Annotated in this window: 17 protein-coding genes and 1 riboswitch; of the genes, 10 read left to right on the top strand and 7 right to left on the bottom strand. The window is 65.0% G+C overall.

The window, feature by feature from the left end:
• Positions 1 to 128 precede the first annotated feature (128 nt).
• From VPH40_RS07485 to VPH40_RS07455, 7 genes are all read left to right on the top strand, one after another.
• Positions 129 to 1,391, top strand: coding sequence for a DEAD/DEAH box helicase (locus VPH40_RS07485; protein ID WP_328573115.1), 1,263 nt, complete (start codon positions 129 to 131; stop codon positions 1,389 to 1,391).
• A gap of 81 nt (positions 1,392 to 1,472) precedes the next feature.
• Entirely contained in the window at positions 1,473 to 1,937 is a 465-nt protein-coding gene (locus VPH40_RS07480) for a hypothetical protein (protein WP_289910749.1), read from the top strand.
• Between the two features lie 173 nt (positions 1,938 to 2,110).
• Positions 2,111 to 2,935 carry a response regulator gene (locus tag VPH40_RS07475; RefSeq protein WP_328573114.1) on the top strand — a complete coding sequence of 275 codons (825 nt, stop codon included), beginning with the start codon at positions 2,111 to 2,113 and terminating at the stop codon, positions 2,933 to 2,935.
• Complete coding sequence (locus tag VPH40_RS07470; RefSeq protein WP_305062371.1) at positions 2,932 to 3,264, top strand: hypothetical protein; 333 nt, start codon at positions 2,932 to 2,934, stop codon at positions 3,262 to 3,264. The genes VPH40_RS07475 and VPH40_RS07470 overlap by 4 nt, the downstream gene beginning before the upstream one ends.
• Positions 3,261 to 4,100 carry an HDOD domain-containing protein gene (locus VPH40_RS07465; protein WP_099667234.1) on the top strand — a complete coding sequence of 280 codons (840 nt, stop codon included), beginning with the start codon at positions 3,261 to 3,263 and terminating at the stop codon, positions 4,098 to 4,100. The genes VPH40_RS07470 and VPH40_RS07465 overlap by 4 nt, the downstream gene beginning before the upstream one ends.
• 14 nt (positions 4,101 to 4,114) lie before the next feature.
• A complete protein-coding gene (locus VPH40_RS07460; RefSeq protein ID WP_328573113.1) occupies positions 4,115 to 5,578 on the top strand; it encodes an ATP-binding protein in 1,464 nt (487 codons plus the stop codon).
• Positions 5,575 to 6,912, top strand: coding sequence for an HD domain-containing phosphohydrolase (locus VPH40_RS07455; RefSeq protein WP_328573112.1), 1,338 nt, complete (start codon positions 5,575 to 5,577; stop codon positions 6,910 to 6,912). Before VPH40_RS07460 ends, VPH40_RS07455 begins: the two co-directional genes overlap by 4 nt.
• On the opposite strand, the gene VPH40_RS07450 is transcribed toward VPH40_RS07455, so the two are convergent.
• From VPH40_RS07450 to VPH40_RS07425, 6 genes are all read right to left on the bottom strand, one after another.
• Positions 6,909 to 8,234, bottom strand: coding sequence for an ATP-binding protein (locus VPH40_RS07450; RefSeq protein WP_305058957.1), 1,326 nt, complete (start codon positions 8,232 to 8,234; stop codon positions 6,909 to 6,911). The genes VPH40_RS07455 and VPH40_RS07450 overlap by 4 nt on opposite strands.
• A gap of 87 nt (positions 8,235 to 8,321) precedes the next feature.
• Entirely contained in the window at positions 8,322 to 9,002 is a 681-nt protein-coding gene (locus tag VPH40_RS07445) for a hypothetical protein (RefSeq protein ID WP_328573111.1), read from the bottom strand.
• The gene (locus VPH40_RS07440) at positions 8,999 to 10,024 is read right to left on the bottom strand and encodes an MlaD family protein (RefSeq protein WP_328573110.1); all 1,026 of its coding nucleotides are present in this window, start codon (positions 10,022 to 10,024) and stop codon (positions 8,999 to 9,001) included. The genes VPH40_RS07445 and VPH40_RS07440 overlap by 4 nt, the downstream gene beginning before the upstream one ends.
• Before the next feature lie 56 nt (positions 10,025 to 10,080).
• Positions 10,081 to 10,899: an MlaE family ABC transporter permease gene (locus VPH40_RS07435; protein ID WP_442906622.1), complete on the bottom strand. Its 819-nt coding sequence runs from the start codon at positions 10,897 to 10,899 to the stop codon at positions 10,081 to 10,083.
• A 48-nt stretch (positions 10,900 to 10,947) separates the two neighbouring features.
• A complete protein-coding gene (locus VPH40_RS07430) occupies positions 10,948 to 11,271 on the bottom strand; it encodes a hypothetical protein (protein ID WP_328573109.1) in 324 nt (107 codons plus the stop codon).
• A gap of 124 nt (positions 11,272 to 11,395) precedes the next feature.
• Entirely contained in the window at positions 11,396 to 12,271 is an 876-nt protein-coding gene (locus tag VPH40_RS07425; protein ID WP_099667241.1) for a LysR family transcriptional regulator, read from the bottom strand.
• 133 nt (positions 12,272 to 12,404) lie between these two features.
• On the opposite strand from VPH40_RS07425, the gene VPH40_RS07420 reads away from it, so the two are divergent.
• On the top strand, positions 12,405 to 13,775 hold the full coding sequence (locus VPH40_RS07420; RefSeq protein WP_328573108.1) for an MFS transporter: 1,371 nt from the start codon (positions 12,405 to 12,407) through the stop codon (positions 13,773 to 13,775).
• 16 nt (positions 13,776 to 13,791) lie between these two features.
• On the opposite strand, the gene ribB is transcribed toward VPH40_RS07420, so the two are convergent.
• Positions 13,792 to 14,439: a 3,4-dihydroxy-2-butanone-4-phosphate synthase gene (ribB, locus tag VPH40_RS07415; RefSeq protein ID WP_099667243.1), complete on the bottom strand. Its 648-nt coding sequence runs from the start codon at positions 14,437 to 14,439 to the stop codon at positions 13,792 to 13,794.
• Between the two features lie 94 nt (positions 14,440 to 14,533).
• Positions 14,534 to 14,684: riboswitch (FMN riboswitch) on the bottom strand.
• A 184-nt stretch (positions 14,685 to 14,868) separates the two neighbouring features.
• Between ribB and VPH40_RS07410 the strand changes: the two genes are divergently transcribed.
• Both VPH40_RS07410 and VPH40_RS07405 read left to right on the top strand, forming a co-directional pair.
• A complete protein-coding gene (locus VPH40_RS07410) occupies positions 14,869 to 17,712 on the top strand; it encodes a M16 family metallopeptidase (protein ID WP_328573107.1) in 2,844 nt (947 codons plus the stop codon).
• A 94-nt stretch (positions 17,713 to 17,806) separates the two neighbouring features.
• Entirely contained in the window at positions 17,807 to 18,004 is a 198-nt protein-coding gene (locus VPH40_RS07405; RefSeq protein ID WP_010399555.1) for a hypothetical protein, read from the top strand.
• Positions 18,005 to 18,116: the final 112 nt, after the last annotated feature.

Raw genomic sequence — 18,116 nt, 5'->3', positions numbered from 1 at the left:
GCCGCCTATGCCGACGCGCAGTAGGCTTGGTTGGGCGTTATCTGTCATTGCTTTATACTGTCGCTATCCCGACCGGCCGCACATTGCGGCCGGTCTCACTTCATGACTAAATAATAAGAAGGCCCGCTATGCCATTTTCCTCACTGGGTCTGATTCCCGCCCTGGTCCGCGCCGTCGACAAGGCCGGCTATGCCGCGCCGACGGCCATCCAGGCGGCCGCCATTCCCGCCATCCTGCGCGGCAGCGACGTGCTGGGCGCGGCCCAGACGGGTTCCGGCAAGACGGCCGCCTATGCGCTGCCGCTGCTGCAGGCGCTGATGGCGCCCGTTTCCGGCCCGCGCCAGGTGCGCGCGCTGATCCTCGTGCCCACGCGCGAGCTGGCGGCGCAGGTGGGGCAGACGGTGCACGCGCTGGCCAAGCCGCTGCCGATCAAACTGAAGATTTCCGTGCTGTTCGGCGGCGTGTCGATCAATCCGCAGATGATGGATTTGCGCGGCGGCGCCGATATCGTCGTCGCCACGCCAGGCCGCCTGTTGGACCTGGTGCGCCAGAATGCCGTCAAATTGGGCGGCGTGTCGCTGTTCGTCCTGGATGAAGCCGACCGTTTGCTGGACATGGGTTTCAGCGAAGAGATCAACGCCATCCTGGCGCTGCTGCCCAAGCAGCGGCAAAACCTGTTCTTCTCCGCCACCTTCCCCGACAACGTGCAGGCGCTGGCCGACGGCCTGCTCAGCGAACCCGTGCGCATCGAAGTGGTGTCCGAACCGCAGGACAAGCCCGACATCGTGCAGCGCGCCATCACGGTCGACGTGCCGCGCCGCACGCAGCTGCTGCGCTACCTGATACTGCAGCAGCAGTGGGAGCGCGTGCTGGTGTTCGTCGCCACCAAGTACGCGGCCGAACACGTGGCCGACAAGCTGCAGCGCGCGGGCTTGCACGTGGGCGCCTTCCACGGCGAATTCAGCCAGGGCACGCGCAGCCAGCTGCTGGCCGACTTCAAGGCGTGCCGCTTGCAGGTGCTGGTCGCCACCGACGTGGCCGCGCGCGGCATCGACATCGCCGGCCTGCCGGCCGTCGTCAACTATGACTTGCCCCGTTCGGCCGTCGACTACACGCACCGCATCGGCCGCACGGGCCGCGCCGGCGAAAGCGGCACGGCCATCAGTTTCGTGTCGGCCGATACGGAAGCGCATTTCCGCCTGATCGAAAACCGCAACGACTTGCGCATCGTGCGCGAAGTGGTGGCCGGTTTCGAGCCGACGGAGCTGCCGACGCCCGTGAATCCCGTCACCGATACGGTCAACGGCGGCGTAAAAGGTGCGCGCAAGAGCAAAAAGGACAAATTGCGCGAAGCGGCGGCCCTGGCGGCGAAGGCGGCCGAAGGCAATTAAATCCACCTTATGTGCGCTAGCCGCTTGAACGGCCACGTTTCCCGGACTAAGATTGTGTTTCTATAAAGCAAGGGGACGTGCATGCACAGGATCATGATCAAACGGGCGGCCGCTGCCGCCTGCCTCGCGGCGCTGGCCGCTTGCGCCGGCATGGGCGGCAATCACGGCACGTCCGGCATGCAGATGCCGGGCAAGACGCCGGCCGATGCCGCCGTGGCCGCCACCTGGTACAACCCGCCCAGCGAATTTCCCGGTATTTGCCTGACCCAGTTCAAGGATGGCAGCCTGCGTTTCGACGGCGGTTTCGCCTTCTTCAATCCGGGCCGCTGGGCCTATGATGGGGCCACGTCCGAACTGCGTTTGCAGCTGGCGCCGACCCCATCGCTGGAACTGGCGCACGCGCAAACGGTGCTGCACCAGAACCTGCTGAGAGTCGAGGCGGCCAGGAACACGCTGGTGTACGCCGTGAAAGCCGACACGCAAGCCATCGGCCTGGGCGGCTTTGTGTTTTACCGCGACACGCCGTGTCCGGCACGGCGCGGATAAGTGCCGGATAAATGCCGGATAAGTGCCATAGAGGAATATTTAGTCGTATAATTTCAAGGCAGGCTGGCTGCCGCGCAAGACTCTCCTGCGCGGCAAATCCCCCCTCCAGGCAAGCTCCGATATCGCCGCGGCGATGAGAGGATGGTCCGATGGATGTGCACGATGAGCATGGTATGCCAGGGACTGTGGCGGCGGACGCCGTGGCGCCGCCGCGCACCTTGCTGCTGGTCGATGACGAGCCGAATATCCTCGCTTCCCTGAAGCGCCTGCTGCGGCGCGACGGTTACCATATTTTGACGGCCGCCAGCGGCCAGGAAGGGCTGGAAGTGCTGGCCAGCCATGCCGTCGACGTCATCGTGTCGGACCAGCGCATGCCCGGCATGCTGGGCGCCGACTTCCTGCGCAAGGCCAAGCTGCTGTGTCCACAGACCATCCGCATCATGCTGTCGGGATATACCGAGCTGCAGGCCGTCACGGACGCCGTCAACGAGGGCGCCATCTTCAAGTTTCTTACCAAGCCCTGGGAAGACCATCAGCTGCGCGAGCATATCGCCGAAGCGTTTCGCCTGAAGGGCATCGACGACGACAATGTGCGCCTGAATGCGCAGTTGCGCGACGTCAACCAGGCGCTGGCCGCGGCCAATGCCGCCATGCAGGCGCTGGTGTGCCAGCAGCAGCACCAGATCAGCCGCGATGAAGTCAGCCTGGGCATCGCGCGCGAATTGCTGCAATTCCTGCCGCTGCCCGTGATCGGGCTCGACGAGGACGGCATGATCGCCTTCATCAACGGGGCGGCCGCCAGCCTGTTCGAACGGGGCGCGGCCTTGCTGGGCAACGAGGCGGCGATCGTCCTGCCGCAGCTGTTCGACGGGCAGGCCACGCCCCGCCTGGCCGCCATCGATGGCCAGCCGTATGTCGTGGCCGTCCATCCCATGGGCCTGCATTCGCGCTCGCGCGGCAGCCTGGTCACCCTGAGTCGTCATGGAGCGGGTACATGAGTACATGCGGACGCGAGATTTCCATGGAGCAGGCGCAGGAAGGCATGGTGCTGGCGCAAGCCTTGAACGACGCCAGCGGCGCCGTGCTGCTGGCCCAGGGCGCCACGCTGACGGCGGCGAACCTGACGGCCTTGCGCAGGCGCAATGTGGAGCGCTGCCACGTCGTCATGGACGAGGAGCCGGACCCCGCCGCGCAGGCGCATGCCGAGCAGGAACGGGCGCGCCGCCTGGAACGGCTGGCCGTGCTGTTCCGCGCCACGCCGCCCGACTCCGCGGGTGCGGAACTGCTGACGCTGCTGCAGCGCTACCGGCAGGGGGGCGCGGCATGACACGCCTCAGTTTTGAACACATCATCCGCCAGATACAGGAACTGCCTTCGCTGCCCGTGGTGGTGCTGGAACTGCTGTCGAGTATGGACCAGGACGACACGGACGTGCATGTGCTGGCGCAAAAGATCGAACTGGACCAGGCCCTGGCCGCAAAGACCTTGCGCATCGCCAACTCCTCGTTCTACGGCATGCAATCGAAGGTCACCAGCATTCCGCAAGCCGTTTCCGTGCTGGGCTTTCACAGCATCCGCACCGTCGTCACGGCCTGCGCCCTGACGGGCAGCTTCGCGCCCGTCAGCGGCGGCTTCGATTTCCAGGCGTTCTGGCGCCACTCGCTGGCCACGGCCATTGCCGCGCGCCTGTTGGCGCCGCACTTGCGCGTCAATCCCGAAACGGCGTTCACGGCGGGACTGCTGCACGACCTGGGTACCCTGGTGCTGGTGACGCGCTTCCCGGCCGAGCACGCGCTCGTGCGCAGCCACCGCCAGGCGCAGGATTGCCAGATGGCCGAGGCGGAACTGGCCGTCATCGGCATCGATCACGCGCAGGTGGGCAGCGCCCTGGCCGCCTACTGGAAGTTTCCCGCCGCGATACAGCAGGCGGTGGCCGACCATCACGCCATCGACCGCCTGGACGCGGGCGGCTTGCCGCTGGCCGTGCACCTGGCCAATGCCGTCGCCCTGGCGCTCGACCTGGCCGGCGTCGACGATGCGCTCGTGCCGCCCCTGTCGCCCACGGGCTGGCGCAGCGTCGCCCTGGACGAGCCGGCCTGGCTGGCGCTGCTGCGGCAAACGGAACACACCTTCGATGAAATGTCGCGGATCATGCTGGCATGAACAGGACAGAGGCCATGGACACAGAAGCAGGGCAGGCACTGCCGGCCAAGCCGGAACGCCGCAAGACCGATTCCATCGCACTGTCGGCGTTTTTCGACGGCCATCCCGTGGCCACGTTCGCCATCGACACGGACCACGTGATCACGCACTGGAACAGCGCCTGCGAACAGTTGACGGGCTTCACGGCCGCCGAGATGGTCGGCACGCGCGACCACTGGAAGGCGTTTTATCCGCAGCCGCGCGCCTGCCTGGCCGACTTGCTGGTGGCCGACGATATCGCATTCGGCGAAAATGAACTCTATCTTGGCAAGCTGAAGCGCTCTTCCGTGATCCCCGGCGCCTTTGAGGCCGAGGATTTCTTTGCCGATATCGGCCCCGACGGCCATTGGCTGCATTTCACGGCGGCGCCCCTGCGCGACCGCCAGGGCTGCCTGGTGGGCGCCATCGAAACCCTGCGCGACGTCAGCGAGCGGCGCCTGGCGGAACTGGCGCTGCGCAAGGCGCACGACAACCTGGAACATCTGGTGGCCAAGCGCACGGCCCAGCTGGCTGCAATGAACGAGCGCCTGGCCGACGATATCCGCCAGCGCCAGATCGCCGATCTGGAGTTGCGCGAGCGCAACCTGGCCCTGACGGAATTGAACAGCAAGCTGTCGCTGGCCCAGCAAAAGCTGCTGCAGTCGGAAAAGCTGGCCTCGATCGGCCAGCTGGCCGCCGGCGTGGCGCACGAGATCAACAATCCCATCGGTTATGTGTTTTCCAACGTCGGCACGCTGGAAGGCTACCTGGACGACCTGTTTTCCATGCTCGACGCCTATGAGGAAGCCGAGCCGGCCGTCGCCGACCCCGTGGTGGCGGCGCGCCTGCGGGCGCTGCGCGAACAGATCGACCTGGACTTCCTGCGCACCGACATACCGATGCTGATGGGCGAGTCGAAGGAAGGCATTGCGCGCGTGCGCCGCATCGTGCAGGACTTGAAGGATTTTTCGCGCACGGACGCGCACCAGGAGTGGGTTTGGGCGGATTTGCGCCAGGGCATCGATACCACGCTCAATATCGTGAACAACGAGGTCAAGTACAAGGCCGACGTGGTGCGCGAATATGCCGACATTCCCGATATCGAATGCCAGCCTTCCGAGCTGAACCAGGTGATCATGAACCTGGTCGTCAACGGGGCCCACGCCATGGGCGAGGCGCGCGGACGCATCACCCTGCGCACGGGCAGCGACAACGCGGCGGAAGTGTGGATCGAGGTCGAGGACACGGGCGGCGGCATCGCGCCCGAACACCTGTCGCGCATCTTCGACCCCTTCTTCACCACCAAGGCCGTCGGCAAGGGCACGGGGCTGGGCCTGTCGCTGGCCTACACGACGGTGCAGAAACACCATGGCCGCATCGACGTGCGCAGCGTCATCGGCCGCGGCACCACCTTCCGCATCACCTTGCCCGTGCGCCAGGCGCAGGCCGTCACACCATGACCGAACAGGACAGCATGAGCATCAGCACCAGCGCCAGCACCGCGCCGCCCACCATCCTGTGCGTCGACGACGAACCGAATATCCTGTCGTCGCTGCGCCGTCTGTTCCGCCCGCACGGCTACCGCGTGCTGACGGCCGAGAGCGGCGCGGCCGGCCTGGCCCTGCTGGATAACGAGACGGTGGACCTGGTCATCTCCGACATGCGCATGCCGCACATGGATGGCGCGCAATTCCTGGCCCAGGTGCGCCGGCGCTGGCCCGGCACCATGCGCTTGCTGCTGACCGGCTATGCCGACATCCAGTCCATCCTCGACGCCATCAACCAGGGCGAGATCTACCGCTACGTGACCAAGCCCTGGGACGAGAACGATATCGTGCTGGTGGTGCGCCACGCGCTGGAACGGCGCGCGCTGGAAGAGGAAAAACGGCGCTTGGAAGCGTTGACGGCCAGCCAGAACGTGGAACTGCAGGCGCTCAACGCCAGCCTGGAAGCGAAGGTGGCCACGCGCACGCAGCAGCTGAAACTGTCGCACGACGAGGTGCAGGCGGCCAACGAGCGCCTGAAGGCCACGTTCGTGACGACCATCAAGGTGTTTTCCAACCTGATCGAGATGCGCGGCGGCAAGCTGGCCGGCCATGCGCGGCGGGTGGCCGAGCTGTCGCGCAAGCTGGCGCAGGCGCTGGGCCTGGAAGGGCAGGAGGCGCGCGACGTGTTCATCGCGGCCCTGCTCAAGGATATCGGCAAGCTCAGCTTGAGCGACGACGTGCTGGAATTGCCTGCCAGCGCCTGGACGGGAGATCAACTGGCCGCGTTCCGCAAGCATCCGCTGCGCGCCGAACAGCTGCTGATGGCGCTGGAGGAATTGCGCGCCGTCTCCGTGATCCTGCGCTCACAGCTCGAGCGCTTCGACGGCGGCGGCTTTCCCGATGGCCTGGTGGGCCTGGCCATTCCGCTGGGCGCGCGCATCCTGGCGCTGGCGTCCGATTACGACGGCTTGCAGATCGGCGCCATGGTGCAGCGCAGCCTGCGCGCCGAGGAAGCCCGCACCCTGATCTACGACAGCGTCGGCAAGCGCTACGACCCGGCCGTGGTGGCCGCTTTCCGCGGCATCATGGAAGAGACGGAACCGCCGGCGCGCGACCTGACGGTGCTGTCGGGCCAGCTGGAGCCGGGCATGGTGCTGTCGCGCGACCTGATCAGCCGCGACGGCCTGATGCTGCTGGCGGCCGAACACGTGCTGACGGCCCGCGTGATCAGCCAGCTGCTCGACTTCGAAAGCAAGAATGGCGGGCGCCTGAGCATCCGCGTGTACGCGCCGCCGAAAGACGCCTAGGCGTTCGTGGCGCCCGGCGGCTGCAGCGGCAGGTGCACGGTAAAGCGCGTGCCGCGGCCCACTTCCGAGGCCACGTCGATGCGTCCGCCGTGCTTGTTGACGATGCCGTACGACAGCGACAGGCCCAGGCCCGTGCCGCTGCCCACGGCCTTGGTGGTGAAGAATGGCTCGAAGATGCGGTTCAGGTGCTCGGGCGCGATGCCGGCGCCCGTGTCGCCGATCTCCACCCATACCCAGTCGTCCGCATGACCGGTGCGGATGCTGATCACGCCGTCGCTGCCGATGGCCTGGCCCGCGTTGACGAGCAGGTTCATGAAGACCTGGTTCAGCTGCGAGGCCAGGCACAGTATCGGCGGCAGCTCGCCATAGTGTTTTTCGATGCGCGCCTTGTATTTCAATTCGTTGGCGACGATATTCAGGGTGCTGTCCAGGCCCGCATGCAGGCTGGCCACTTGCCAGTCCGTCTCGCCCACGTGGGAAAAATCCTTCAGCGCCTGCACGATGTCGCGCACGCGTTTGAGGCCATCCATCGATTCGCGCACCAGGTCGCCGATGTCGTCCTGCAGGAAGGCCAGGTCAGCCTGCGCGCGCACCTGGGCCACGCGCGCGACCAGGGCCGGGCCATCGAGCGGCTCGCCCATTGCCGCCTCGTATTGCGCGATGACGTCGAACAGGGTGCCGACGTAGCCTTGCAGCGAACTCATGTTCGAATTGACGAAGCCGATCGGGTTATTGATTTCATGCGCGATGCCGGCCGCCAGCTGGCCGATGGACGCCATCTTTTCCGATTGCAGCAGCTGGTCGTGCGCTTCCTGCAGCTTGCTGATCAGTAGTTGCTGCTCTTCGCCGCGCGCCTGCAGCATCGCTTCCATGCGCTTGCGTTCCGTGATGTCCGTCAGCGAGCCGATGACCTCGAACGGCACGCCGTGCTCGTCGCGCACGAGGCGCAGGCTGTCGTGCATCCACAGATAGCTGCCGTCGCGCACGCGAAAACGGTATTCATAGGCGCGCGCGCCTTCGACGAAGATCTGCGCCAGGCTGGAAAAGATGCCGGGGGCGTCGTCGGGGTGGATGTGGTCGAACCAGAAATTGGGGTCGGCCACCATTTCCTCGGGCTGGTAGCCCAGCACGTTCAAGGCATTGTTGCTGACAAAAGTCATCTTGAAGTCGCCGCTGGGCACGGTGCAATAGATGATGGAGGGGGTATTGTCGAGCAGGTATTGCAGGCGCACGGCCGTGGCGGCCGAGGCGTCATCGCCAGGCGCCGACCCGGCATGCCGGCCGGTATCGGGAGTGGAAAGGTCGAAATCCTCGAACTGCATCGTCACACCTCGCTGCCTGCACGGCCTTGATGTCATCCCCGCTCGATTATGCCTGATTCTGCCTGCCCTGGGCCGCCAGCGGCGCGCTCAGGGGGCCAGCGGCTGCTCGACGATCGCCATGCGCCGCGCGATGCGCTGCGCCGCCTGCGTATCGCCCGCCTGTTCGGCGCGCAGGCGCTGCACGCCCAGCCACGCCAGCAGCGGACGGCGCCAGCCCTGGTCCGAGGCGGTGGCGACGGCCGTATCGAGCAGCTCCGGCGTGGCGCGGCTGGCGCGCAGCAGCACGCCGGCCGCCACCAGCTGCGACAGCGGGTCCTTGATGGCGGCCACGGCGCTGGCGGCGGCCGTGTCCGAGCCGGCACCGGCGGCCGCCCGCTGCGCTTCCGGCAGCAGGGCGACGTCGGCCGTTTGCGCCTTGCCGGCCAGCCAGGCCACATACGCGCGGTCGGCGGCCGTCGCGTCGGCTTGCAGGGCGTCAAAGCCGGCGCAGTCCTCGAAGGCCAGGCTGGCCACGCGCGTGGCGCAGCGCAGCAGTTCGATGCGCGCCACCAGATCGAGCTTGCCCGTGCCGGCCACCTGGCTGCGGGCGCGCCGGAATTCCGTCTGTTCGACGAGGGCGTTGCCACTCAGGTAAGCCGCTTGAAACCGTTCGACTGAACTTTGCGCATTCATTTTCCAGTCCGGCACGGGCGGGCCGCTGGAGCAGGCGGCCAGCGCGGCGGACAACAGCGCGGCCAGGGCAGGCCGGAGGATATTGATATTTATCATGGCAGTTTGATCTCCGGATTGCGCTTGAATGGCCATTTGCGGTTGATTTCATTGACCAGCTGCTCGACCTTGCGCAGATTGCTTTCCACATCCGCGCGCAGCGGACCCAGGTCGGCCGTGGCCGCCTTGGCGTTGGCACCCACGGCTTGCGCCTCGACCAGCACGGCGTCGACTTTTTTCAGGCTGTTGCGCGTGTCGGCCAGCAGGGCGTTCAGCTGCACGATGGTTGCCTGCGCATCCGTCATCACGCCCTTGTCGCCGAAGACGCGCGTATCGGCATTGGCCACCAGGCCATCCGTGCGGCGCGCCAGCTGGTCGGCCGTGATCAGCAGGGCGTTGGCCCGCTCGATCAGCAGGCGCGACTGCTTGTCGTCGCCCGTCAGCAAGCCCATGGCCCCGCCCGGACCGCTCAGCTTGCCCGTCACGGCCTGCACGTTGCGCATGGTGCCGTCGAGCGCGGAATCGCTGCCCGTCAGGTTGCCCAGGTTGTTCAGCAAGTCCTTGGCGGCGGCCAGCAGGCGGGGGATTTCCGCTGCCATGTCGCCCACCAGCAAGTCGCGCGTGGCGTCGTCAGGCAGGGGAGGGTCCGTCAGGATGCCGCTGTAGGCGCGCAACTTGGCGCCGCCCACGATGCCCCGTTCCAGGGTGAAGATGGAGCTGGTGCGCAGCCAGTGCGCATCTTTGCGCGGCACGTCGATGATGACGCGGGCGCGCCCGTCCGGCGCCAGCTCGATGCGCTGCACGCGGCCGATGGGAAAGCCGGAAAAGGTCAGGTCGGCGCCCACGCCGACGCCGTCCGAATCGTCGGCCGTCAGCACCAGCGTCTGCGTCGCTTCGAAGGCGCCGCGCGCATACATCAGGTAGACGACGGAGCCGACCACCAGCACGAACATGAAGACGAGCAAAATGGCCGCCTTCAGTTCCGCGTGGCGCACGGGCGGCGGGGCGGGCAGGACGGCATCTTGCGCGACACCGGCGGGCGCCGTCACGTCGACCTGGTCTGGATTTTGGGGTTGGCTCATGGCTTCTGGCTCTCGTTTGGGTGGTTCGGGGATGGCTGGCGGCGGCGGGCGGGGCATCAGTAGTAATTGCCCATCAGCGAAGCCACTTCGACCAGCAGGATGACGGAAAACAGGCGCAGCATTTCAGACAGGCCATGCGCGGCCCACAGGCGGTTGCGCCGGCCGTGCGGCTCGTCCGGATAGTAGGACGAGGCCAGCGGGATCAGGGCCACGGCAAAGCTGAAGAAGATGACCTTGAGCATCAGGATCAGGGCCACGGCGGGATTGAAGATCTGTCCCACGACGCGCGTATAACCCTGCAGCGCCCACGGCGTAAAACCGTAGATGGTGATGTAGGCGAGGATCAGCGACGTGACGCAGCTGACGATGGCCAGCATCCACACGGCAAAGATGCTGGACATGACGCGTGGAAAGTATTCGCGGCGCAGCAGGTCGACCCCCTGGCGCTGCATGGTATCGAGCATGCCGGAAGAGCGCATTTGCGCAAACGCAATGCCGTCGGGCAAAGTCAGGCGCAGCGCGACGAACAGGGCGGCCGTCAGCGGGATCAGTTCCAGCACCAGCACGCGCACCACCATTTCCAGCGCATAGCGCGACAGGCCGTAGCTTTGCGCGCTGACGACGACGATGCGGATGAGCACCAGGCTGACGAGCGCACAGGCGACGCTGAACCACACGAGGTTCGGCGCCGTGTTCGTCACGAGGCGGTGCGCGAGGATGGGGCGGTTGTCGCGGTTATAGCTCGACGGCGACAGGGCCAGCGAAAACACGAGGATGGCGAAATGCAGCATGCGCCACCAGCTGACCAGCCAGGCCATGGTGGCCCGGTGCAAACGGCGCAGGCTGATGATGAGGGAGACGGATAGGGTCATCATGGCATCTTAACATCAGCCCGGCCCGGCAAGCACGGCTAGCGTGCGCGGCTATCCGAACAGGGCGAAGCCGGCCATCACGACCATCAGTACGGCGATGTATTGCATCGGAATCCAGAACAGGGTGTGGCGTTTGCGCAGGATGACTCTTTCCTGCGTGGCCGGGTCGATCAGTTCGCGTCCTGGCGCATTGTTCAGACGCACGCCTGCATACCAGCTGGCGGCTGCCGCCAGCAGGAAGGCCAGGACCAGGGTCCATGCGTGGCTCTTCGTGTATTCCTCGCCCAGGGTGGCGCCAAACAGCGCTTGCGCAGCCACTACGACGATGAAACAGATCAGGGGGGCGAGTATGCCGAAGCCTTGCCAGATAAGCATAAAGATTCTCCAGTGGATTGAGGGAACCCGCGGCGGCGTGGCGGTGGCTGTGCCCGGCGGGGTTGCGGATTCTATCAGACTTATCAAAAAGAAAGTTTCTTCTCGGCACTATTGTGCGTGGCTGTCATGCGGTGCTGGCGGTGGCCACGCTGGCGATGATCGCATCGGCCGCTGCGCGCACGCGGGCAGAGCGGTTCAGGTCGGCATGCATGACGAGCCACACGTCGTAGCTTTCCGCCCGCTCGGGCCAGATGCGCACGAGCAGCGGGTCGATATCGCCCAGGTGGGTGGCCAGCTCGGCCACGCCCAGGCCCGCGCGCGTGGCTTCCTGCAGCATCGCCGCCGAGTTCACTTCCATTGCCACCCGGGCGTTGGCGACGGATTCGCCGGCCAGCTTTTCCGCGTGACGGGGCGCCACGGAATGGTGGTAGATGACGATGTCGTGTCCGGCCAGCGCCGTGCCGCGCACGGGTTCGCCCCGCTGCGCCAGGTAGCTTGTTGACGCGTACAGGCCCAGGCTGCGCTTGACCAGATGGCGCGAGATCAGGTCCGGGTCGGTGGGGCGCACGGCGCGCACGGCCAGGTCCGCTTCGCGTCGCGTCAGGCTGGCCAGCTGCGGCGCCACGTGCAGCACGATGCGGATGTCCGGGTGCGCCGCGTGCAGCCGCTGCATGGCGCGGATGACGAAGTGGCTGGCCATGGTGTCGGTGGTGGCCACGCGCACCAGGCCGGACAGGCGGTTGTCGACGCCCTGCATTTCGCGTTGCAGCTTGTCGGCCGCCCGTTCCATCGCTTCGGCCGCGTTCAGGGCCAGCTCGCCGGCCGGCGTGGGCACGTAGCCGGACGGCGTGCGCAGGAACAGGGTGGCGCCCAGCGAGCTTTCCAGCGCGGCCAGGCGGCGCCCGCACGTGGCCTGGTCGATGCGCAGCAGGGCGGCCGCACCGCGCAAGGTGCCGGCCCGGCCGATGGCCAGAAAGATGCGCGCGTTATCCCAGTCCATAAGCCCAATCCATTGCTTGTTTTCCTGTCGTTATCGTGATGCATTTTTGCATCATGGTGCCGATTTTATGCCTGTTTACTGCATTCTTCAACACTCGCATAATGACTGCCCCCCGTCCCTGCAAGGAAATACCATGCCTGCCCCCACACCGCGCCGCGCCAGCGGCTTGATCCTGCTGACCCTGGCGTTCGGCTTCGTCATGGCCATGCTCGACGTCACGGCCGTCAACGTGGCGCTGTCCGATATCGCGCTGGACCTGGCCATACCGCTGACGGGCCTGGTGTGGGTGGTCGATGGCTACACCTTGACGTTTGCCGCGCTGCTGCTGGCCGGCGGCGCGCTGGCCGACCGCTACGGGCCGAAAGCCGTGTACCAGGGCGGCCTGGGCGTCTTCATCCTCGGTTCGGTGCTGTGCGGCGCCGCGCCCGATGGGCATTTCCTGACGGCCGCGCGCCTGCTGCAGGGCGCGGGCGCGGCCCTGTTCATGCCCAGTTCGCTCAGCCTGCTGACGCACAGCTTTGAAGACGAGCGCGAACGCACGCGCATGCTGGGCGCCTGGTCGGCGCTGGTGGGCATGGCCGGCGCGTCCGGCCCCCTGATCGGCGGCATCCTCGTGCACCAGTTCGGCTGGCGCAGCGTGTTCTGGGTCAACGTGCCGCTGGGTGTGCTGGCCATCGTCATGGCGCAGCTGTTGCTGGCCGCGCCGGCGCGCCAGCCGCGCGATCTATCGCTGTTCAGCCATGCGCTGGGCGTGGCGGCGCTGGCGGGCCTGAGTTTCGTGCTGATCGAAGGTCCCGTGCTGGGCTGGCTGTCGCCGGGCGTGCTGGCGGCGGGGGCCTTGACGGTGCTGTCCGCCGGGCAATTGCTGCGGCGCGAGCGCAGCGGCAGCCACCCGCTGTTGCCGCGCGCACTGTTTCACAGCAGCAGCTTCGGCGCGGCCAATGGAGTGGGTTTCCTGATCAATTTCTGCGTGTTCGGCCAGCTGTTCTTGTTGAGCTTGTTTCTGCAGCAGTCGGGCGGCGCCGATGCCTTGCAGTCGGGCTTGCGCCTGCTGCCCATGATGGCGGCCTATACGGTGGGAAACTTTATGGCGGGAAGTATTGCGGCGCGTCATGGCACGCGCTTGCCCATGCTGCTAGGCTTGCTGGTAGGCGCTGGCATGGCTTTGCTGCTGATGGCCTTGCGTCCCGGCACGCCCTATTTCCTGCTGGCGCTGGGCACGGCCGTGATGAATGTGGCCGTCGGCATCGCCATTCCCGCCATGACGGCCACCGTGATGCGGGTGGCCGGCAAGCAGCATGCGAACAGCGCGGCGGCGGCCTTGAATGCGAACCGGCAAATCGGCGCGCTGGTGGGCGTGGCCTTGATCGGCAGTATCCTGCACATGGTGCCGGACTGGTCGCTGCGTCTGCCGCTGGCTTACGCGACGATCGCCGTCGCGTATGGCCTGGCGGCGGGCCTCGTCTACCGCCACGTGCATTTGCCGAAGGCCGTGGCCGCCTGAAGGCTGGCCTGACGGATTATTGCCCGCGCGTGCTGCGCCACTCCACCAGTTCTTCGATGGTCAGGATCGGCATGCCGTGCAGTTCGGCGAAGCGCTCGATATCGTCGCCGCGCATCATGGTGCCGTCCGGGTTCATCAGTTCGCACAGCACGGCGGCCGGGTTCAGGCCCGCCATGCGCGACAGGTCGACGGAGCCTTCCGTGTGGCCACGGCGCTCGAGCACGCCACCGGGCGCGGCGCGCAGGGGGAAGACGTGGCCAGGACGCACCAGATCGGCGGGCTTGGCGTTCGGCGCGATGGCGGCGCGGATGGTGGTCACGCGGTCGGCGGCCGACACGCCCGTCGTGACGCCGTCGCGCGCCTCGATGGAGACCGTGAACGGCGTGCCGTAGCGGCTGCCGTTGTCGGACGACATGGGCGGCAATTCCAGCGCGCTGACGACGTCCGTCGGCAGGCACAGGCAGACGATGCCGCTGCATTCGCGGATCAGCAGGGCCATGGTTTCGTTCGTCAATTTCTCGGCCGACAGGATCAAATCGGCTTCGTTTTCACGGTCGAAATCGTCGAGCAGGATGACGGGAATGCCGGCGCGCATGGCGGCCAGGGCGGATTGGATGCGACCTTCCAGGTCGTTGGAAAGCAGGGTATAGCTGTTGACTAACATGGTGAAACGCTCCTCGCATAGGCGAAAAACGCTGCAGGGCAAGCGAATAGACGCAACTGGCCGCATCGCCGTGGCGATGGGACATCACACTACTGCACATCTTCTTTCATCCGGACTATACCGTCGGCTCTGGAGTCACACCAGATCTGCTGACCTCGCCAAGCGGTGCCTGGAAAGCGCTCGCGGGCTTGACCGTTGCCGGTCTTACCGCCGGTGGGGAATCGCACCCCGCCCCGAAGACGTATGTTGTGCCGGTCCACATGACCGGCGGCAACACTTTAGCACAATTGAAAAAATATGGCAGGGCACTGTTGAGTTTGTCATTCGACAAAGTTGCCTGGGGAAAGCAGTTTTTCCTAAGCTGTTTTTAATGGCGGAAACAGGATTTCAGTGTAAGGTATGCCTACTGAATCTTACCGTTGAGAATACATGAAGCTGAGTAAATTACGCCTGATCTCGGGCGCCGTCTTGCTGGCGTGCGCCTGCATGGCCCAGGCAGAAATCCGTTTGAGCGATCCCTTGCCGCTGGCACCAGAAGTGACCGTCGGAAAATTGCCGAACGGCTTGACCTATTACATCAAGAAAAATGCCCGTCCCGCGCAAAAAGTGGAATTGCGCCTGGTGGTGAAAGCCGGTTCCATCCTGGAAGATGACGACCAGCAAGGCCTGGCCCACTTCACGGAACACATGGCCTTCAATGGCTCCACGCATTTCAAGCGCAATGAACTGATTTCCTATTTGCAATCGATCGGCGTGAAGTTCGGCGCCGACTTGAACGCCTACACGAGTTTCGATGAAACCGTGTACGTGCTGCCGATTCCGACGAACAAGAAAGAAAACCTGGAAAAGGGTTTTCTCGTGCTGGAAGACTGGGCGCATGGCTTGAAATTCAATCCGGCCGACATCAACAGCGAGCGCGGCATCGTGCTGGAAGAGGCGCGCCTGGGCAAGGGCGCCAGCGACCGCATGAACAAGGTGCTGTATCCGAAGCTGCTGAATGGTTCGCGCTATGCGGAACGCATGCCGATTGGCAAGGAATCCGTGCTGAAAACGTTCAAGCCGGAAGCCATCAAGCGTTTCTACAAGGATTGGTACCGTCCCGACCTGATGGCCGTGGTGGTGGTCGGCGACGTGGAGCCGAAACAGGCTGAAAAACTGATCCAGCAGCATTTCGGCAAGCTGAAGAACCCGGCGAAACCGCGTCCGCGCCTGTATGCGGAAGTGCCGCAGCGGGCGCAAACGGAAGCGCTGGTGATCACGGACAAGGAAGCGCCGGACGACGCGGTCTTCATCCGCTACCCGATCCGCGCCGCGCAGGAGCCCGTCACCATTGCCGACTACCGCCGCCAGATGATCGAAAACCTGTACGGGCAAATGCTCAGCGCGCGCATGCAGGAGTTGACGCAGCAGGCGAACCCGCCGTTCATCCAGGGCGGCAGCAGCATGGGCAAGCTGGTGCGCGGCTATGAATCGTTCAGCGCGTATGCCTTGCTGGGCAAGGGCGGCGTGCAGCCGGCCGTCGATGCGCTGGTGCAAGAAGATGAGCGGGCGCGCCGCTTCGGTTTCAGCCAGGATGAGCTGGACCGCGCGCGCAAGAACATGCTGCGCAATTACGAGCGCGCGTACAGCGAACGCGACAAGTCCGATTCGAGCGGTTTCGTGGCCGAGTATTCGCGCAACTTCCTGGAGCAGGAAGCCATCCCCGGCATCGCCAATGAATTGCTGTACGCGCAGGAACTCTTGCCGCAGGTGACCTTGCAGGAAATCAACGAGACGGTGGCCAAGGTGATTCCCGACCAGCAAAAGAAACTGGTGGTCTTCATGGGCGCCGAGCCGAAAGCGGGCGATGCGGCCTCGGTGGTGCCGACGCAGCAGCAATTGCTCGACGCCGTGGCGAAGGCCGAGCAGCAGACCATCGAGCCACGCACGGAAAAAGTGCTCGCCAGCAAGCTGATGGATGGCCCGCCGGCCGGCGGCAGCATCGTCGCGGAAAAGCTGAACAGCGCCATCGGCGTGACGGAACTGACCCTGGGCAATGGCGTGCGCGTGCTGCTCAAACCGACGGACTTCAAGAATGACCAGGTGCTGATGGGCTCGACCCGCTTCGGCGGCCAGTCGCTGTTCGGCGACGCCGACATCTACAACGCCCGCTACGCCAGCGCCGTGGTCGGCAGCATGGGCTTGAAAGACCTGGCGCCGCTGGACTTGCAAAAAGTGCTGGCCGGCAAGACGGTCAACGTGGGCGCTTCGCTGGGCGAGCTGAGCGAAGGCTTTGGCGGCTCGGCCAGCAGCGCCGACGTGGAAGCCATGCTGCAACTGGTGTATTTGTATTTCCACGACGTGCGCAAGGATGCTGGCCTGTACCAATCCTTCATCGGCAAGCAGCAGGACCTGGCGAAAAACAGCATGGCGCAGCCGGAAGCCGTGTTTTACGACGCCATCCAGCACGCCATGTTTGGCGACAACCCGCGCGTCGATGGCGTGCCGCGCGTGGCCGATTTCGACAAGGTGGGGCTGGACCGCTCGCTGGACATCTTCCGCCAGCGCTTTTCCAGCGCGCGCGACATGACCTTCATCTTCGCGGGCAGCTTCGAGCTCGACAAGATCAAGCCGCTGATCGCCAGCTACCTGGGCACCTTGCCCGTGGCCGAGGTGCCGCACGCCTACCGCGACGTGGGCATGCGCCCGGTGACGGGCGTGGTCAAGAAGGATATCTACATGGGCAGCGAGCCGAAGAGCACGATTTCCATCACCTTCAATGGCGACGTGGCGTATTCGGACGAGCAAAAGCTGACCCTGCAGGCGCTGGGCGAGGTGCTGAACCTGAAAGTCATCGAAGTGCTGCGCGAAAAGATGAGCATGATCTATGGCGGCGGCTTCGAGACGTCCATGGGCCAGCATCCGTATGGCCATTATTCCGTGGCCCTGAACTTGCCGACGGGACCGGAAAACGTGGACAAGGTGATCGCCGCCGCGTTTGCCGAAATCAACAAGATGAAGACGGACGGGCCATCCGCGGCGGACCTGGAAAAGGTCAAGCTGAACTGGATCACGCGCCAGCAGAAATCCTTGCGGGAAAATAATTACTGGATGAACCAATTGATGGGTTCGGTAACGCAGGGCCGCGATCCCACGTACCTGCTGCGCTACGAGCAGCGCGTGCGTGCCCTCACGCCGCAAGCCGTCAAACTGGCGGCGCAGCGCTACCTGGACATGCACAATTATGTACAGGTAGTCCTGTATCCGGAACGCAAGAACGTTGCAGCCAAGTAAGCTTCATTGTTGAACTGCGGGAGCGGCAAGGTGGCGAAGCTGTTAAACTGCCGCTGATGGATGTGATCGCAATTTAACAAGCAAGGACTGTACGATGGCTAAGAAAGAAGAACTCGATCCGGAAACCCTGGAATTGATCAACTGGTGTATCGAGGTCGAAGGCTTCCTCGTGGCCGGCGGCGCCACCGTGGCGCAGGCGCAAGACCATATCGAAGAGCAGGTCGAGTGGTTCACCGACCAGTTCTACGACGGCTTGACGCCGGAAGAGGCGGCCAAGGAAGCCTTGGCCTGACCTGTCAGTCAGACTTCAGCAAGACATATGCGGGCGGTGCCTGCCGGGCATCAGCCTGGTAGCGCCGCCCGCTTTGCTTTTCTGAAAAGATTTCCACATGGAAATTGTTTAT

It is taken from the genome of Janthinobacterium sp. P210005, from assembly GCF_036231865.1.
Lineage (GTDB): Bacteria > Pseudomonadota > Gammaproteobacteria > Burkholderiales > Burkholderiaceae_D > Janthinobacterium > Janthinobacterium kumbetense.
This window is presented reverse-complemented; position numbering and strand designations above follow the sequence as displayed.

Bases quoted from the DNA above. Each gene is read 5' to 3' on its own strand.
- VPH40_RS07485 (WP_328573115.1), top strand. From the start codon at position 129: ATGCCATTTTCCTCACTGGGTCTGATTCCCGCCCTGGTCCGCGCCGTC.
- VPH40_RS07480 (WP_289910749.1), top strand. From the start codon at position 1,473: ATGCACAGGATCATGATCAAACGGGCGGCCGCTGCCGCCTGCCTCGCG.
- VPH40_RS07475 (WP_328573114.1), top strand. From the start codon at position 2,111: ATGCCAGGGACTGTGGCGGCGGACGCCGTGGCGCCGCCGCGCACCTTG.
- VPH40_RS07470 (WP_305062371.1), top strand. From the start codon at position 2,932: ATGAGTACATGCGGACGCGAGATTTCCATGGAGCAGGCGCAGGAAGGC.
- VPH40_RS07465 (WP_099667234.1), top strand. From the start codon at position 3,261: ATGACACGCCTCAGTTTTGAACACATCATCCGCCAGATACAGGAACTG.
- VPH40_RS07460 (WP_328573113.1), top strand. From the start codon at position 4,115: ATGGACACAGAAGCAGGGCAGGCACTGCCGGCCAAGCCGGAACGCCGC.
- VPH40_RS07455 (WP_328573112.1), top strand. From the start codon at position 5,575: ATGACCGAACAGGACAGCATGAGCATCAGCACCAGCGCCAGCACCGCG.
- VPH40_RS07450 (WP_305058957.1), bottom strand. From the start codon at position 8,234: ATGCAGTTCGAGGATTTCGACCTTTCCACTCCCGATACCGGCCGGCAT.
- VPH40_RS07445 (WP_328573111.1), bottom strand. From the start codon at position 9,002: ATGATAAATATCAATATCCTCCGGCCTGCCCTGGCCGCGCTGTTGTCC.
- VPH40_RS07440 (WP_328573110.1), bottom strand. From the start codon at position 10,024: ATGAGCCAACCCCAAAATCCAGACCAGGTCGACGTGACGGCGCCCGCC.
- VPH40_RS07435 (WP_442906622.1), bottom strand. From the start codon at position 10,899: ATGATGACCCTATCCGTCTCCCTCATCATCAGCCTGCGCCGTTTGCAC.
- VPH40_RS07430 (WP_328573109.1), bottom strand. From the start codon at position 11,271: ATGCTTATCTGGCAAGGCTTCGGCATACTCGCCCCCCTGATCTGTTTC.
- VPH40_RS07425 (WP_099667241.1), bottom strand. From the start codon at position 12,271: ATGGACTGGGATAACGCGCGCATCTTTCTGGCCATCGGCCGGGCCGGC.
- VPH40_RS07420 (WP_328573108.1), top strand. From the start codon at position 12,405: ATGCCTGCCCCCACACCGCGCCGCGCCAGCGGCTTGATCCTGCTGACC.
- ribB (WP_099667243.1), bottom strand. From the start codon at position 14,439: ATGTTAGTCAACAGCTATACCCTGCTTTCCAACGACCTGGAAGGTCGC.
- VPH40_RS07410 (WP_328573107.1), top strand. From the start codon at position 14,869: ATGAAGCTGAGTAAATTACGCCTGATCTCGGGCGCCGTCTTGCTGGCG.
- VPH40_RS07405 (WP_010399555.1), top strand. From the start codon at position 17,807: ATGGCTAAGAAAGAAGAACTCGATCCGGAAACCCTGGAATTGATCAAC.